We start from the raw sequence: 14,365 nt of genomic DNA on the forward strand, positions 1-14,365 counted from the left end.
AGCAAGATCCGGGGGGTCGGAGACAGGAGGGGCGCCCGGGTCGAAAGGCCTCGGCCGGGGGTCAGGCGGCGGCGCGCTCGTCCTCGCCGGCGAAGGTCCGCCACAGCGCGGCGTACCGGCCGCCGCGCGCGAGGAGTTCGGCGTGGGTGCCGTCCTCGACGACCCGGCCGCGGTCCATCACCACGACCCGGTCGGCCCGCGCCGCCGTGGTCAGCCGGTGCGCCACCACCAGGGTGGTGCGCTTGCCCGCCAGCCGGTCGGTGGCCTGGTTGACCTGCGCCTCGGTGGCCAGGTCCAGTGCGGCGGTGGCCTCGTCGAGCAGCAGCACGTCGGGGTCCACGAGTTCCGCGCGGGCCAGCGCGATCAGCTGGCGCTGGCCGGCCGAGAGGTTGCGGCCGCGCTCGGCGACGGTGTGCAGGTATCCGCCGTCCAGCGTGGCGATCATGTCGTGGGCGCCCACCGCGCGGGCGGCCGCCTCGACCTCGGCGTCGCTCGCGTCGGGCCGCCCGTACGCGATGGCGTCGCGGACCGTGCCGGGGAAGAGGTACGGCTCCTGCGGGACGACGCCGAGCCGGCGGCGGTACGCCGTCAGGTCGAGCTCCCGCAGGTCGGCGCCGTCGGCGGTGACCCGGCCGGCGGTCGGGTCGTAGAACCGCGCCACCAGCTTGACCAGCGTGGACTTGCCGGCGCCGGTCTCGCCGACGAAGGCGACGGTCTGCCCCGCGGGTATCCGCAGGCTGATTCCGGCCAGCGCGTCACCCTTCTCACCGCGCTCCTCGGCGGTCCCGTACGCGAAGCGCACGTCCTCGAAGGCGATCTCGCCGCGCAGCTCGCGCACCTCGCGCGGGTCGGCCGGCAGCGGGGTGGTGGTCGGCTCGCGCAGCAGCTGCTGGATCCGGCCCAGGGAGACGGTGGCCTGCTGGTAGCCGTCGAAGACCTGGGAGAGCTGCTGGACGGGGGCGAAGAACAGGTCGATGTAGAGCAGGTACGCGACCAGCGCACCGGTGGTCAGCGTCTGCGCCTCCACCCGGCCCGCACCGACGATCAGCACGGCGGCCGCGGCGCCCGAGGACAGCAGCTGCACGAACGGGAAGTAGACGGATATCAGCCACTGTCCGCGCACCCGCGCCTCGCGGTACGAGTCGCTGCGCTCGGCGAAGCGGCCGGCGCCGGAGTGCTCGCGGCGGAAGGCCTGGACGATCCGCAGACCGGAGACGGACTCCTGGAGATCGGCGTTGACCAGGCTGACCCGGTCGCGGGCGAGCTCGTACGCGGCGACGGACTTGCGGCGGAAGACGATCGTGCCGAGCACCAGCAGCGGGAGCGTGGCGAAGACGATCAGGGCCAGCTCGACGTCGAGGACGAGCAGCGCGACGAGGATCCCGAGGAAGGTGAAGACGGAGACGACGGCGGTGACCAGGCCGGTCTGCAGGAACGTGGACAGCGCGTCCACGTCGGTGGTCATCCGGGTCATGATCTTGCCGGTCAGCTCGCGCTCGTAGTAGTCCAGGCCGAGGCGCTGGAGCTGGGCGAAGATCTTCACCCGGAGCGCGTAGAGCACGCGCTCGCCGGTGCGGCCCGTCATCCGGGTCTCGGCGAACTGGGCGGCCCACTGGGCCAGGACCACCGCCAGGGCCAGCAGCGACGCCGCCCAGACGGCACCGAGCGCGGCCTGCTCGACGCCCTTGTCGATGCCGTGCCGGATCAGGACGGGCAGCAGCAGCCCGGCGCCCGCGTCGACGGCGACGAGGCCCAGGCTGACCGCGAGCGGCGCCCAGAAGCCGTGCAGCAGGCGGCGCAGGTTGTAGCTGTCCTCGGCGGCCGTGGCGCGGGTCTCGTCCACGCCGGGCTCGTCGTCGGCGGGCGGCAGTGCGGCCACCTGCGCGAGCAGCTCGGGGGTGGCCGGCATCCCGGCGACGGCCCCGGCCATGGAGTGCCCGGCGCCGGGCGCGCCGGAGCCGGCGGCGGGGGCGGAGGCGGAGTCGGTCTTCGTCGTGTCGGCCGTCTTGGTGTCCTCCTCGCGGCGCCAGAGCTCCGGGGTCACCCCGTCGACGACGCGCCGCTTGGCGTTGACCGGCTCGGCGTCGATCTCGGCCTCGAGCTCGATGTCCTTCTCGAAGTCCCGCTCGAACTCGGCCATGGCCGGGGCGTCCGGGGTGCGCGGCGAGGCGGCGCCGAGCGCGTCGGGGTCGGTGAGCAGCCGCCGGTACAGCGCGGAGCGGCTCTCCAGCTCCTCGTGCGTACCGATGTCGGCGAGCCTGCCCCGGTCCAGGACGGCGATCCGGTCGGCGAGCGCGAGGGTGGAGCGGCGGTGGGCGATCAGGAGCGTGGTGCGGCCGGCCATGACGGCGCGCAGCGCCTCGTGGATCTCGTGCTCGACGCGGGCGTCGACGGCGGAGGTGGCGTCGTCGAGGAGGAGCAGGCGCGGGTCGGTGAGGATGGCGCGGGCGAGCGCGATGCGCTGGCGCTGGCCGCCGGAGAGGGTGAGGCCCTGCTCGCCGACCTTGGTGTCGTACCCGGCGGGCAGGGCCGTGATGAAGCCCTCGGCCTGGGCGGCGCGGGCGGCGGCCCGGATCTCCTCCTCGCCGGCCTCGGGGCGCCCGTAGGCGATGTTGGCGCGGATGGTGTCGGAGAAGAGGAACGAATCCTCGGGCACCAGTCCGATGGCGGCGCGCAGCGAGTCGTAGGTCAGCTCGCGCACGTCGTGGCCGCCGACACGGACGGTGCCGCGGTCGGCGTCGTAGAAGCGGGGCAGCAGCAGCGAGACGGTGGACTTGCCGGAGCCGGAGGCGCCGACGACGGCGACGGTCTCGCCCTCGGCGACGGAGAGGGAGAAGCCGTCGAGGACGGGCCGCTCGGGGTCGTAGCCGAAGACCACGTCGTCGAACTCGACGGTGGCGGGGGCGTCGGCGGCCAGCTCGCGGGTGCCCTCCCGGATCACGGGCTCGGTGTCGATGAGCTCGAAGACCCGCTCCACGCCGGCGCGGGCCTGCTGGCCGACGGTGAGGACCATGGCGAGCATGCGGACGGGGCCGACGAGCTGGGCGAGGTAGGTGGAGAACGCGACGAAGGTGCCGAGGGTGACCTGTCCGCGGGTGGCCATCCAGCCGCCGAGGGCCAGCATGGCGACCTGGGCGAGGGCCGGCACGGCCTGGAGGGCCGGGGTGTAGCGCGAGTTGAGGCGGATGGTCCGCATCCGCCCTGCGAAGAGGCGGCGGCCCGCCGCGCGCAGCTTGCCGGTCTCCTGCTCCTCCTGGCCGAAGCCCTTGACGACGCGGACGCCGGTCACGGCCCCGTCGACGACGGTGGCGACGGCGGCGGCCTGGCCCTGGGCCCACCAGGTGGCGGGGAAGAGCTTCTTGCGGCTGCGCTTGGCGATGAACCACAGGGCGGGCGCCATCAGCAGCGCGATGAGCGTCAGCAGCGGCGAGAGCCACAGCATGACGGCCAGGGATATCCCGAAGAGGAGGAAGTTGCCGATGGTCATCGGCAACATGAAGAGCAGGCCCTGGATCAGCTGGAGGTCGCTGGTGGCCCTCCCGACGACCTGGCCGGTGGACAGCTCGTCCTGGCGGCGCCCGTCGAGGCGGGCGATGGTGTCGTACATGTCGGTGCGCAGGTCGTGCTGCACGTCGAGGGCGAGGCGGCCGCCGTAGTAGCGGCGTATGTACGTCAGCACGTACACCAGGAGGGCCGCGCCGATCAGCAGCGCGGCCCAGGGGCCCATGGGCTTGGACTCGTCACCGATGACGTCGTCGATGATGACCTTGGTGACCAGGGGGACGAGGGCCATCACGGCCATCCCGGCCAGTGAGGATCCGAGAGCCAGCAGTACGTTCAGCCGGTACCGCCAGGTGTAGGCGGCCAGCCGCCTGCCCCAGCCCTGTTCTTCCTCCGCAGCCGTCTGCGCCGTCGCCACGTCATGCCTCCCCGTCCGTCCTGTCTGCCGCCTCCCCCAACGCCCCGACCGGCGGATTTCATCCCGCCGCAACAATCCGAACGTGCGGCCAGGGGGCGGTCGGCGCACGCCGGGGCGGGCCGTACGGGGCTGCGGGGCGCGGAGCGCGCGGTTCCGGCAGCGGGCGGGACGGGTTCAGCCGGGCGGAGCGGCCCCGCGTGCGGGCCCGGGCGGCGGCGAACAGACTGGGCGCATGCCCGAGCCGCAGGAGCAGCCGCCCGGACCGGAGCCGGAGGATGCGCCGGCGGACGATGCACCGCCGAAGGACGCGCCACCGAAGGATGCTCCGCGGCAGGACGCACCGCCGAAGGGCAAGCAGCCGCCGGCCCCGCCGAAGTCGGCCTTCCTGGAGAAGGCGGCGTACATCGCGGCACCCGGCACCATCGTCATCGGCGTCCTCTACTACTTCGGCTCCACCTACACCGAGTCCTACTACTCCGCCTTCGGCGTGCCCACGGCCGACCTCCGCTTCTCCATCCAGGCCTACCTGGTCAACAGCCCGAGCGCGGTCTTCTTCCCCCTCTGGCTCCTGCTCGTGTGCGGACTGGTCGTCCTGCTCGCCCTCGGCTGGGCGGGGCGGGCGCTGGCCGTGCCGGAGCGGGCGGGGCTGCGCCGCAAGGTGACCGGCTGGGTGCTCGGCGTCGGCCTGCTGGTGGTGCTGCTGGGTTTCCCGGCGTACTTCTGGGAGGAGCGGCTGCCCGGGCTCCCCAACGGGTGGATCCGCCAGTTCGTGCCCTGCCTCGTGGTGGCCCTGGGTGCCACGCTGGCCTTCTTCGGCGTCCAGCTGCACGTGACGGAAGGCAGGGCCGAGCAGAACCGTCAGGCCCGCGCCGGCGACCGGCTGTGGCTCGGCGGCGGCGCGCTGCTCCTCGGCATGCTCACGATGAGCCTCTTCTTCGGCATGGCGCGGTACGCCTCGGTGGCGGGTGCCACGGCGGCCGACGACATGGCGGCAGCGGGCTACGTGACGGCCCCCCGGGTGGTGATCCATTCGCGGGTCCGCATCCCGCACCACGTCGCGCACATCAAGTACCGCGACCTGGGCCAAGACAGTGCCCCGTACCGGTACGAGTACCTCGGCTTCCGCCTCCTCGCGATGTCGCCGTCCCGGCTCTACCTGGTCTCGTACGCCCCCACCCGGCGCAGCCTGGTGGTGCTGCCCGATGACGACACCGTCAGGTTGGAGATCAGTCCGTGACGCCGGACGTCTCGGATTCCTCCGGCGAGGGGGTCTCCGTCTCCGTGGTGGCGTCGGGGGCGACCGCCTCCCCGGCGATGCCCGCCGAGTAGACGTCGCCGTTGGCGGTCTCGGCGGTGAGCTCCCCGGTGTAGCTGCCCGCCTCCGTCGCGACGTGCTCGATGGTCACGGTGCAGGTGTCCTGCGGCTGCAACTCGACACCGGTGCAGGTGTCCTCGACGATGGCGGTGTCCCCGGTGTCGGTGGTCGCGGCGATGTTCTGGACGGTCGTGGGCTCGTCCTCCCCGTTGGCGATATTGAACCCCTGTCTCGCCGGCTGACCCACGGGGGCCCGCGGCACGTTGACCGTCTTCTTGGACTGGGCGCTCTTCCCCATGAACACGTCCGCGGAATCGGAGTCGGCCGTCTCCCCCTGTTCCGTCTCCGACTCCTCGGGCTCCTCGGGCTGCTCGGGCTGCTCGGGCTGCTCGGGCTGCTCGGGCTGCTCGCTCTGGGCGGACTCGGGAGGCTCCTGCGGCTCGGAACCGCCGCCCTGACAGGCGGTCAAGGCCGCCATCAGCGCGATCACCGCTGCGGCGGCGGCAAGGCTGCGGCTGAGTACGGGCATCACGGCGTCGGCGCCTCCGCTCCCGGGTCGGCTCTGCTCGGCTCACCGATCAAGCTCCCACAGGACCCTCCCGGCCCCGCCGACGCCGCTGCCGTGACACAGCGTCATCACCCGAAGGCACGCACGGCTGCCCGCCGCGGCTACGGCAGGTGGGTCGGGGCGAAGAGGCGCAAGGTGGCCGGCAGGATGACGACCGAGGGGCCGGGGGCGGCCAGGGCCTTGGCCAGGTCGGCCGCGAGGGTGTCCGGGGAGGTCACGGTCGCGGGGACGCCGAAGGACTCCGCCAGGGCCGCGAAGTCGGGCCGGGTCAGCTCGGTGCCGGTCGTACGGCCGTCGAAGGCGTCCCGCATGTACTCGCGCAGGATGCCGTAGCCCCCGTCGTCGACGATCAGCCAGGTGACGTCCAGGTCGTGCTGGCGGGCGGTGGCCAGCTCGGCGATGGAGTACATCGCGCCGCCGTCGCCGGAGACGGCCAGCACCGGCGTGCCCGGCTCGGCCAGACAGGCGCCCAGCGCCGCCGGGAAGGCATAGCCGAGGCCGCCCGCGCCCTGCGCCGAGTGCATGGTGTTCGGGTGCTTCGGGTCGAAGGCCGACCACGCCCAGTACGCCAGCATCGTCATGTCCCAGAAGGACGGCGAGCGCGCGGGCAGGGCCGAGCGGACCGACGCCAGCAGCCCCTGCTCCAGGCTCTCCGGGCCGAGGTCCTGCGCGGCGAGGCGGGCCGCGACCGCGCCCAGCACCGAGCGGACGCGCTCGGGCGCCCCGGGATCGCGGCGCTCGGCCACCGTCTCCAGCAGGGCCTGCAGGGCGAGGCGGGCGTCGGCGTGGATGCCGAGCGCGGGGTGGTTGGACTCCAGCTTGCCGAGGTCGGCCTCGATCTGGACGACCCGGCCGCCGGGCAGGAAGGTGTGGTAGTTCGACGACAGCTCGCCGAGCCCGGAGCCGACGACGAGGACGACGTCGGCGTCCTCCAGGAAGTCGGTCATGTGGCGGTCCTCCAGCCAGGACTGGAGGGACAGCGGGTGGGCCCAGGGGAAGGCGCCCTTGCCGCCGAAGGTGGTGACGACGGGCGCGGAGAGCCGCTCGGCGAGCTGCCTCAGCTTCCCGGCGGCGTCCGAGCGGATGACCCCGCCGCCCGCGATGATCACGGGCCGCTCGGCGGTCTCCAGCCAGTGCGCGGCGAGCGCGGTCAGCTCGGGCCGGGGGGCGAGCTCGTGCGGGGTCGCGTCCATGCCGGTGACCTGCGGAAGGATCGTTTCCGCGCGCAGCACGTCCTCCGGGATCTCCACCCATACCGGCCCGTGGGGCGCCGACAGCGCCGACTCCCACGCCTCGGCGATCACGGAGGGGATCTGGGAGGGGGTCCGGGCCGCGTGGACCGACTTCACCACGTCCCGGAAGGAGGCGGACTGGTCGCGCAGCTCGTGCAGATGCCCGCGCCGGCCGCCGCCCAGGCCCGCCACCGGCACCTGGGAGGAGATCGCGAGGACGGGCGAGGAGGCCGCGGCCGCCTCCGCCAGCGCCGGCAGCGCGGTCAGCGCCCCCGGCCCGGTGGACAGCAGCAGCGGCACCGCCTCGCCCGTCATCCGGCCGTACGCATCGGCGGCGAAGCCGGCGTTGTTCTCCACCCGCAGCGTCACCAGCCGCAGGTCGGAGCGGCCCACCGCGTCGAACAGCCCGAGGGCGTGCTGCCCGGGCAGACCGAACACGGTGGTCGCGCCGAGGCCGCGCAGCGTCTCCACGACCAGGTCCCCGCCCGTGCGGCCCGGCGGCGGCGCGAGCGCGGCCGCCCGCTGGGCCTCGGTGGGACGGAGTACCAGGTCGTGGTCGTGCGTCACGCGCTGCGCGCCCTTCGTGCGGCCTACTGCTGCCTACTGCCGCTCGCTGCCGAGCGGTTACTTGCCCTTCGCGGCCGCGATCTGGCGGCTCATGATGGTGGTCAGCTCGTACGCGGTGTGGGACGCCGCGACCGAGGTGATCTCGGCGTGATCGTACGCCGGGGCGACCTCGACGACATCCGCGGAGACCAGGTTGCAGGAGGACAGGCCGCGGATGATCTCCAGCAGCTCGCGGGAGGTCATGCCGCCCGCCTCGGGGGTGCCGGTGCCGGGCGCGTGGGCCGGGTCGAGCACGTCGATGTCGATGGAGATGTACAGCGGGCGGTCGCCGATGCGCTGGCGCAGCTGGTCGGCGACCTCGTCGGCGCCGCGGCGGTAGACGTCGGCGGAGGTCACGATGCCGAAGCCCATCTTGGCGTCGTCGTCGAGGTCCTGCTTGCCGTACAGCGGGCCGCGGGTACCGACGTGGGACAGGGCCTCGGTGTCGAGGATGCCCTCCTCGACGGCGCGGCGGAACGGCGTGCCGTGGGTGTACTCGGCACCGAAGTAGGTGTCCCAGGTGTCCAGGTGCGCGTCGAAGTGCAGCAGCGCGACCGGGCCGTGCTTCTTGGCGACGGAGCGGAGGAGCGGGAGGGCGATGGTGTGGTCACCGCCGAGGGTCATCAGGCGGGAGCCGTTGCCGAGGAGCTCGTCGGCAGCGGCCTCGACCGTCTCGACGGCCTCGTTGATGTTGAAGGGGTTCACGGCGATGTCACCGGCGTCGGCGACCTGCGCGAGCGCGAAGGGGGAGGCGTCCTGCGCCGGGTTGTACGGGCGCAGCAGGCGGGAGGCCTCGCGGATGGCGTTGCCGCCGAAGCGGGCGCCGGGGCGGTAGGACACGCCGGAGTCGAAGGGCACGCCGACGACGGCCACGTCCGCCGAGCCGACCTCGTCCAGGCGGGGCAGCCGGGCGAAGGTCGCGGGGCCGGCGTAACGCGGGATGCGGGAGGAGTCGACCGGTCCGCGCGGCGTCTGCTCGGTGCTCATGGGGGTGCCCTTCTGGAGTCCTACTGTGCGGTCCTTCGAGCGTACGGGGCGGGGTGCGGGGCGCGAAGTGTACGTTTTATCCATACGGTCCTGCTGGTGTGTACGGAGCATCCATGAACGCGCGCGTTGGCCCTGGGGCCCCTGGGGCCGGTACCGGCCCGGACGGCCGGGCGGGTACGGCGGCGGAGGGGGCAGCCGTTTCGGCGGTGCCGGCGGTTTCGCCCGTGCCGCCCGTGCCGCCCGTCTCGCTGAGCGCGCTGCTCGCCGACCGCGAACTCGGGCTGCGGCACGTAGCCGGGCCCGCCGAGGCCGCGGTGCACGGCGTACACGCCTCCGAGATGGACGACCCGTCCCCGTACCTGCTCGGCGGCGAGCTCCTGCTCACCGCCGGGGCCGGGCCGGGTTCGGCGGGCCCGGCGGGCCCGGCCGAGTCCGGCCCGGGTGCGGAGGCCCGGGAGGCCGGGGACGCCGCGGTCGCCGCGGCGTACGACCGGTACGTGGCCCGGCTGGCCGCGGCCGGCGCAGCCGCCCTCGGCTTCGGCGTGGCCCCCGTGCACGAGGAGGTCCCGGCCGCCCTCGCCGAGGCCTGTGCGCGGCACGGGCTCCCCCTGCTGGAGGTCCCGCCGCGCACCCCGTTCACCGCCGTCGCCCGCGCCGTCTGGCGGCTCATGGCCGAGGCGCGGACCCGCGAGCTGCGCCGGGTCACCGAGGCCCAGCAGGCCCTCGCGGCCGCCGCCGCCCGCCCCGACCCCGTCCCGGCGGTGCTGTCCCGCCTGGCCGCGAGCCTCGGCGGGCAGGTGCTGCTGTGGCCCGACGGCCGGACCGCGGGCAACCCGCCGCCGCCCGCAGCCACTGCCGTACGGCCTGCCCTGGACGCACTGCTGGCCCGCGTCGGCGCCCCGGCCGGGGGCCCCGCGACCGCCACCGACCAGGCCGACGGCTGGCACCTCGCCGCCTACGCCCTCGGCCGCCGCGCCGCCCTCGGCACCGCCACCCCCGCCCGCACCCCCGGCGACCACACCGTCGCCTCGGTCGCCGCCGTCCTGCTGACCCTGCTCACCGCCGACCGGCCCGCCGGCCCCGAGACCGCAGCCCTGGCCCGGCTGCTGCTGGGCGGCTCCCCCGCCGAGGCACTGAACGGCCCCGGCCCCTGGTACGCCGTCCACGCCCGCGCCGCCACCGCCTCCGCCGACCCGCAGGCCCTCGCCGCCGCGCTGGGCACCGTACTGCTCGACCCGGCCGGCCCCGCCGTACGGCTCCTCACCGACCGGGATCCCGGACCGCAGCCCGGATGGCGGCTGGGGGTCAGCGCCCCGGCCGCGGCCGACGCCCTGGCCACCGCCGACGCGCAGGCCCGCCGCGCCCTCGACCGCGCCGACGCCGCCCGCACCCCGCTGGCCCGCCACACCGACCCCGGCTTCGCGGGCCTGCTCGGCGAAGCCGAGGCCCGCGCCCACGCCGAGTCCCTGCTCGGCCCGCTCTCCCCCGCCCTGCGGGAGACGCTGCGCGGCTGGCTGGCCCACCACGGCAGCTGGGACCGCAGCGCCGCCGCCCTGGGGATCCACCGCAACACGGTGCGCCAGCGCATCGCCCGCTGCGCGGCGCTGCTGGACCGCGACCTCGACGATCCGGACGTACGGGCGGAGCTGTGGTTCGCGCTGCGGTGGGTCACTCCGGCTGCGGCTCCAGCACCGGATCGGCCATCCGGGCCCCCCGGCTGACGGCAACGCGGTGCACGTCGCGCAGCGACTCGGCCATCCGGGCGGAGAGGTACCGCAGCTGGGCGGCGGTGGCACCGTAGTCGGCCAGCACGTCGTCGGCGTGGCCGAGCAGTTCGAGCGCCATGCCGAGCTGGACGCGCTCCATGTCGTCGGCGACGCGGGAGAGGTACCCCTGCCCGCCGCCGACGAGGAAGCACGGCTTGCCGTCTGCGGTGGTCCGGGGCGGCACGGTGCAGCCGGATCCCAGCCCCCCGCCACGGGCCAGCGGCTCGGCACCCTCGACGAACGGGGTCACGGTCGACCGGGGTCGGAGGGTGTCCGGGGGCGTCCCGGCCGCCCATTGTCCTTTCGGTTCGCGCCGGCTCGTCAAGGGCGCTCCTGCGTCGCGTCGCTACGCGATGGCCTACGGCCACCCTTGACAAGCCGACACGAACCGAAACGCCAAAGAGCTGCCGGGAAGCCCCCGAAGGATGGCCAGGGGGTCAAGACAGGGGACGGCCCTCGTCAGAGAGGGCAGTCCGGGTCGGGAGGTGCAGAATCCTTCCTCCCAGGACCACCCTCCCCACCCGGCACCGGGCATCCGGGAAGCCGGGCCCCCAAGGCCAAAAAGAGGGCTTTCCGCAGCCGAGGGGCTCGAACCTGCACCAGACTTCGACGAAATGGCCACCAGGAGCGGGGAGCGCCCCAAATCGCTACGAGCTCCTCTTTTCTCGGCGTCCGACGGCCGTCTGGGGCTGGTAGCGCAGCAGATCGCTACGTGGCCCTGCTCATGTCGGCGGCTGACGGCCGTACGGGGCTGGTGGGCGCGACAGACCGCTGCCGACAGCGGTCGGATTGGCGTCTCCCTCCGGTATGGGACGGGCAGGACCGACGGGGTCGGGTGGCGGGGCGATCGGGTGGAGCTGCCGCAGCCGTAATTCGCCTGTTGCGCCGGGCGTTTCCGTTCCGTCGGCGTCCCACGTGTGGACCGCGCCCCGCGCCGCGTCACAACAGCAACGTCCTGAGCCCGGCGGCCACCAACACCAACACCCAGACCTTCGGAATCAACGCAACCCACGACCGGCGCGAGACGCCGATCCGACCGAAGCGCGTAGCGATCTGGTGCGCCTACCAGCCACGGACGGTCGGCAGTCGCCGAGGAAAGGGGAGCGCGTAGCGATCTGGGGCGTCTCCCCGCTCCTGGCAGCCGTCTCTTCGTGGTTCGGTGCAGGTTGCGGCCCCTTGGGCTCGGGGAAGGGACGGATGCCGGGGCTGGAGGTCGTTGTTCCCGCATGCCCGGCGCGGGCGTGGCCTGGTGGTCCCTTGGGGGCCGATTCCGCCCATGGGATCCGGACCTCCCCTCTCTGACGGGAGTGGAGGCCGGACTTGACCCCCTGGCCATCCTTCGGGGGCTTCCCGGCAGCTCTTTGGCGTTTCGGTTCGTGTCGGCTTGTCAAGGGTCGCCGAAGGCGATCGCGCAGCGACGCGACGCAGGAGCGCCCTTGACGAGCCGGCGCGGACCGAAAGGACAATGGGCGGCCGGGACGCCCCCGGACACCCTCCGACCCCGGTCGACCGTGACCCCCGCCCCCACGAGGCACCGCCCAGCAGTCCACCCCCGTCCCCGGCATCGTTCCTGCCAGGATGGCCGGATGCCCTCTTCGCTCTCGTCCCACTGGCTGCGCGGTGTTGCCGTGAATCCGGGTGCGCCTGCCGATGTGCTCCTGCGGCTGCTCGACCCCGCCGCCGGTGAGGCCCGTATGGTGCTGTGCCAGGACCGGGACCTCCCCGCCGAGGTGGTCGACGCCATCGTCGCGCACCCCGACCGGAAGGTCCGCCGCGTCTTCGCCCGCAACCCGCATGTCGATCCGGCGCGGCTCCGTCCTCTGGTCCACGATCCCTCGGCCATCGTGCGCGCCTGGCTCGCGAGCGGCCCCCGTCCGGCCCCGCGCAAGGTCCGGCCGCTGCCGGACGACATGGTCGAGGCCCTGCTGACCGAGCAGGACGAGGCCGGCCACGACGGGATGTTGACGGCAAGCGAGATCGCCGGCGAGCTCCTCTCCTCCCGGCAGATAGCCCCCTCGTTCAGCCGCCGATGGCACGCGCACGAGCACCCTGCCCTGCGGAAGCTCGCACCGGGATGGTCCTGGCAAGCACTCGGCCCCGAGCAGCGCGCAGCGCTGCTCGCCGACCCGGACCCCGCCGTACGCGAGGCGGCACACAGACAGAACCGGACGCTGGACCCCGCGGCCATGGAAGCCGACCTGCCGGAGCAGGACTGCCACCACAGGGCGGTCCTGCTCAACAACTACGCCGTCTCCCCTGCCGTGGTCGAGGCGTGCTTCGCCGATGGGCGGAACCTGTACGGGCTGGCCTACAACCGCCACACGCCCGCCGACGCCGTCGCGCGACTCGCCCGTAACCCCGACCCCGAGGTGCGGGCACGTGTGGCGGCCCGGGCCGACCTCGATGCGGCCCTGCTGGCCGAGCTGGCCGAAGACCCGCATGAAGCGGTCCGGCTGCGCGCCCGCGTCCAGCCGCTGCCGCGGACCTGGGCTCAGTGCGGTGCCGTCGATGCGGTCCTGTCCGCGGGCGACGACTGCACCTGCCCGATCTTCGAGCCGTACGAAGCGACGGACGACTGGTACGCGGCCTGCGCGCGCTCCGAGGAGGTGGTTCTGCGCAAGGTCGCGGCGGGCTACCCCCGCCTCCCGGTGGACCTCGTCCGCCTCCTGGCCGAGGACCCCGTCCCCGCCGTCCGTCACCGGCTCGCCGTTCACCACCCGCTTGCGCCGCCCGAGTTGCTGCTCGACGCCTTCCTCGCCCGCCCCGGCCAGCGGCCGTACCTCCTGACTCTGCCCGCCCTCCCCCGCACCGGCCTCGCCCGCCTCCTGGACCACGCCGACGCGGACGTCCGTGCGCTGGCCGCCGCCGACCCCACCCTCCCCGAGCCCCCCGTACGGCTCCTCGCCGACCCCGAGGAGCAGGTCCGCCGGGCGGCCGCCGCCAACCCGGTGTTCCCCGCCGAGGCGCTCGACGCACTGCTGGACGACCCGCGTACCGCCGAGGGCGCGGCGGCCAACCCGCATCTCCCGCCCGCCCGGCTCCACCGGCTGCTGGACCTCAGTGGGCTGCCCGGCGGATCGCGGCCACCGTCGGGACCGGGGTCTTCGTGAGGAAGTCCAGGACGAGGGCGTTGACGAGGGCGGGCTTCTCCTGGGTGAGGAAGTGCGAGGTGCCCGGGACGACGGCGAGCTCGGCGTTCGGGAGGACGTCGTACATCTCCACCACGTGCTGCATGGTGACCAGGTCGTCGTCGGAGAACATGACGAGCGAGCGCTGCGTGACGGCGGCCAGGTCCGCGGCCTTGAGGTTCGGCTCCTTGGCGGCCATCTCGCCGATCTTCGCGGCGACGACCTTGAAGTGGTCGATGCCGTCCGGGGAGACCTCTCCGTAGGCCGGGCCCAGGAACTGGAAGAGCTGGTCGACGTCCCATTCCATGTCGGGCATGGCCTCGCCCTCCTTGCTGAAGCCGCCGCTGATCATGACGAGGCGCTTGACCAGCTCGGGGCGCTGCATCGCCACGAGCATGGCGACGACCGCGCCGTCGCTGTGCCCGACGAGGTCGGCCGGCTCGCCCACGACCGTCTCGAGGAAGGCGATCGTGTCGTCGGCCATCAGCTGGTACGTGATGGGGCCCGGCACGTCCGGGGTGTGGCCGTGGCCGCGGCGCTCGGGGGTGTAGACGCGGAAGTGCTCGGCGAGGGGGGCCAGGTTCGGTTCGAAGAACCGGGCGTCGACCAGGCCGCCGTGCATGAGGACGAGGGGCTCGCCCGCGCCGTGCTCCTCGTACCAGGTCTTCACGTTGCCCAGCTGGACGTAGGTGCCCATCGTCTTCGCCTTCTCTCTGCCTCGCCTGCGTGTCGGGAGGGTAGACCGGGGCGGGGCCGGGGCTAATGACGGGCCCCGCCCGGTACGGGGGTGGCGCGCGCCCGGCTGGGGGGCGCGCGGGGCCGGGTGCAGTTAAGTACACCCGGG

At 74.0% G+C, this 14,365-nt stretch carries 9 protein-coding genes; 3 read left to right on the plus strand and 6 right to left on the minus strand.

Annotated features, from left to right (window positions below; translation table 11 throughout):
* Positions 1-61: 61 nt before the first annotated feature.
* Complete coding sequence (locus tag AB0F11_RS18475; RefSeq protein ID WP_362174461.1) at positions 62-3,919, minus strand: ABC transporter ATP-binding protein; 3,858 nt, start codon at positions 3,917-3,919, stop codon at positions 62-64.
* 232 nt (positions 3,920-4,151) lie between these two features.
* Here AB0F11_RS18475 and AB0F11_RS18480 point away from each other — a divergent pair, with 232 nt between their 5' ends.
* A complete protein-coding gene (locus tag AB0F11_RS18480; RefSeq protein WP_362174463.1) occupies positions 4,152-5,156 on the plus strand; it encodes a hypothetical protein in 1,005 nt (334 codons plus the stop codon).
* Here the strand turns inward: AB0F11_RS18480 and AB0F11_RS18485 are convergent.
* The 3 genes from AB0F11_RS18485 to speB all read right to left on the minus strand — a co-directional run bounded on the left by AB0F11_RS18485 (position 5,146) and on the right by speB (position 8,627).
* The gene (locus AB0F11_RS18485) at positions 5,146-5,763 is read right to left on the minus strand and encodes a hypothetical protein (protein WP_362174466.1); all 618 of its coding nucleotides are present in this window, start codon (positions 5,761-5,763) and stop codon (positions 5,146-5,148) included. The two genes, AB0F11_RS18480 and AB0F11_RS18485, sit on opposite strands and share 11 nt — an antisense overlap.
* A 140-nt stretch (positions 5,764-5,903) precedes the next feature.
* Complete coding sequence (locus AB0F11_RS18490) at positions 5,904-7,601, minus strand: thiamine pyrophosphate-binding protein (protein ID WP_362174469.1); 1,698 nt, start codon at positions 7,599-7,601, stop codon at positions 5,904-5,906.
* Positions 7,602-7,658: 57 nt separating this feature from the next.
* A complete protein-coding gene (gene speB, locus AB0F11_RS18495) occupies positions 7,659-8,627 on the minus strand; it encodes an agmatinase (protein WP_362174472.1) in 969 nt (322 codons plus the stop codon).
* A 224-nt stretch (positions 8,628-8,851) separates the two neighbouring features.
* Between speB and AB0F11_RS18500 the strand changes: the two genes are divergently transcribed.
* The gene (locus tag AB0F11_RS18500; protein ID WP_362174475.1) at positions 8,852-10,348 is read left to right on the plus strand and encodes a helix-turn-helix domain-containing protein; all 1,497 of its coding nucleotides are present in this window, start codon (positions 8,852-8,854) and stop codon (positions 10,346-10,348) included.
* Here AB0F11_RS18500 and AB0F11_RS18505 read toward each other — a convergent pair.
* Positions 10,296-10,595, minus strand: coding sequence for a hypothetical protein (locus AB0F11_RS18505; protein WP_362174555.1), 300 nt, complete (start codon positions 10,593-10,595; stop codon positions 10,296-10,298). The genes AB0F11_RS18500 and AB0F11_RS18505 overlap by 53 nt on opposite strands.
* Before the next feature lie 1,384 nt (positions 10,596-11,979).
* Between AB0F11_RS18505 and AB0F11_RS18510 the strand changes: the two genes are divergently transcribed.
* Complete coding sequence (locus AB0F11_RS18510) at positions 11,980-13,503, plus strand: hypothetical protein (RefSeq protein WP_362174478.1); 1,524 nt, start codon at positions 11,980-11,982, stop codon at positions 13,501-13,503.
* Here AB0F11_RS18510 and AB0F11_RS18515 read toward each other — a convergent pair.
* Entirely contained in the window at positions 13,451-14,218 is a 768-nt protein-coding gene (locus AB0F11_RS18515) for an alpha/beta hydrolase (RefSeq protein ID WP_362174481.1), read from the minus strand. The two genes, AB0F11_RS18510 and AB0F11_RS18515, sit on opposite strands and share 53 nt — an antisense overlap.
* Positions 14,219-14,365: the final 147 nt, after the last annotated feature.

Source organism: Streptomyces sp. NPDC032472, from assembly GCF_040636955.1.
Taxonomy (GTDB): Bacteria; Actinomycetota; Actinomycetes; order Streptomycetales; family Streptomycetaceae; genus Streptomyces.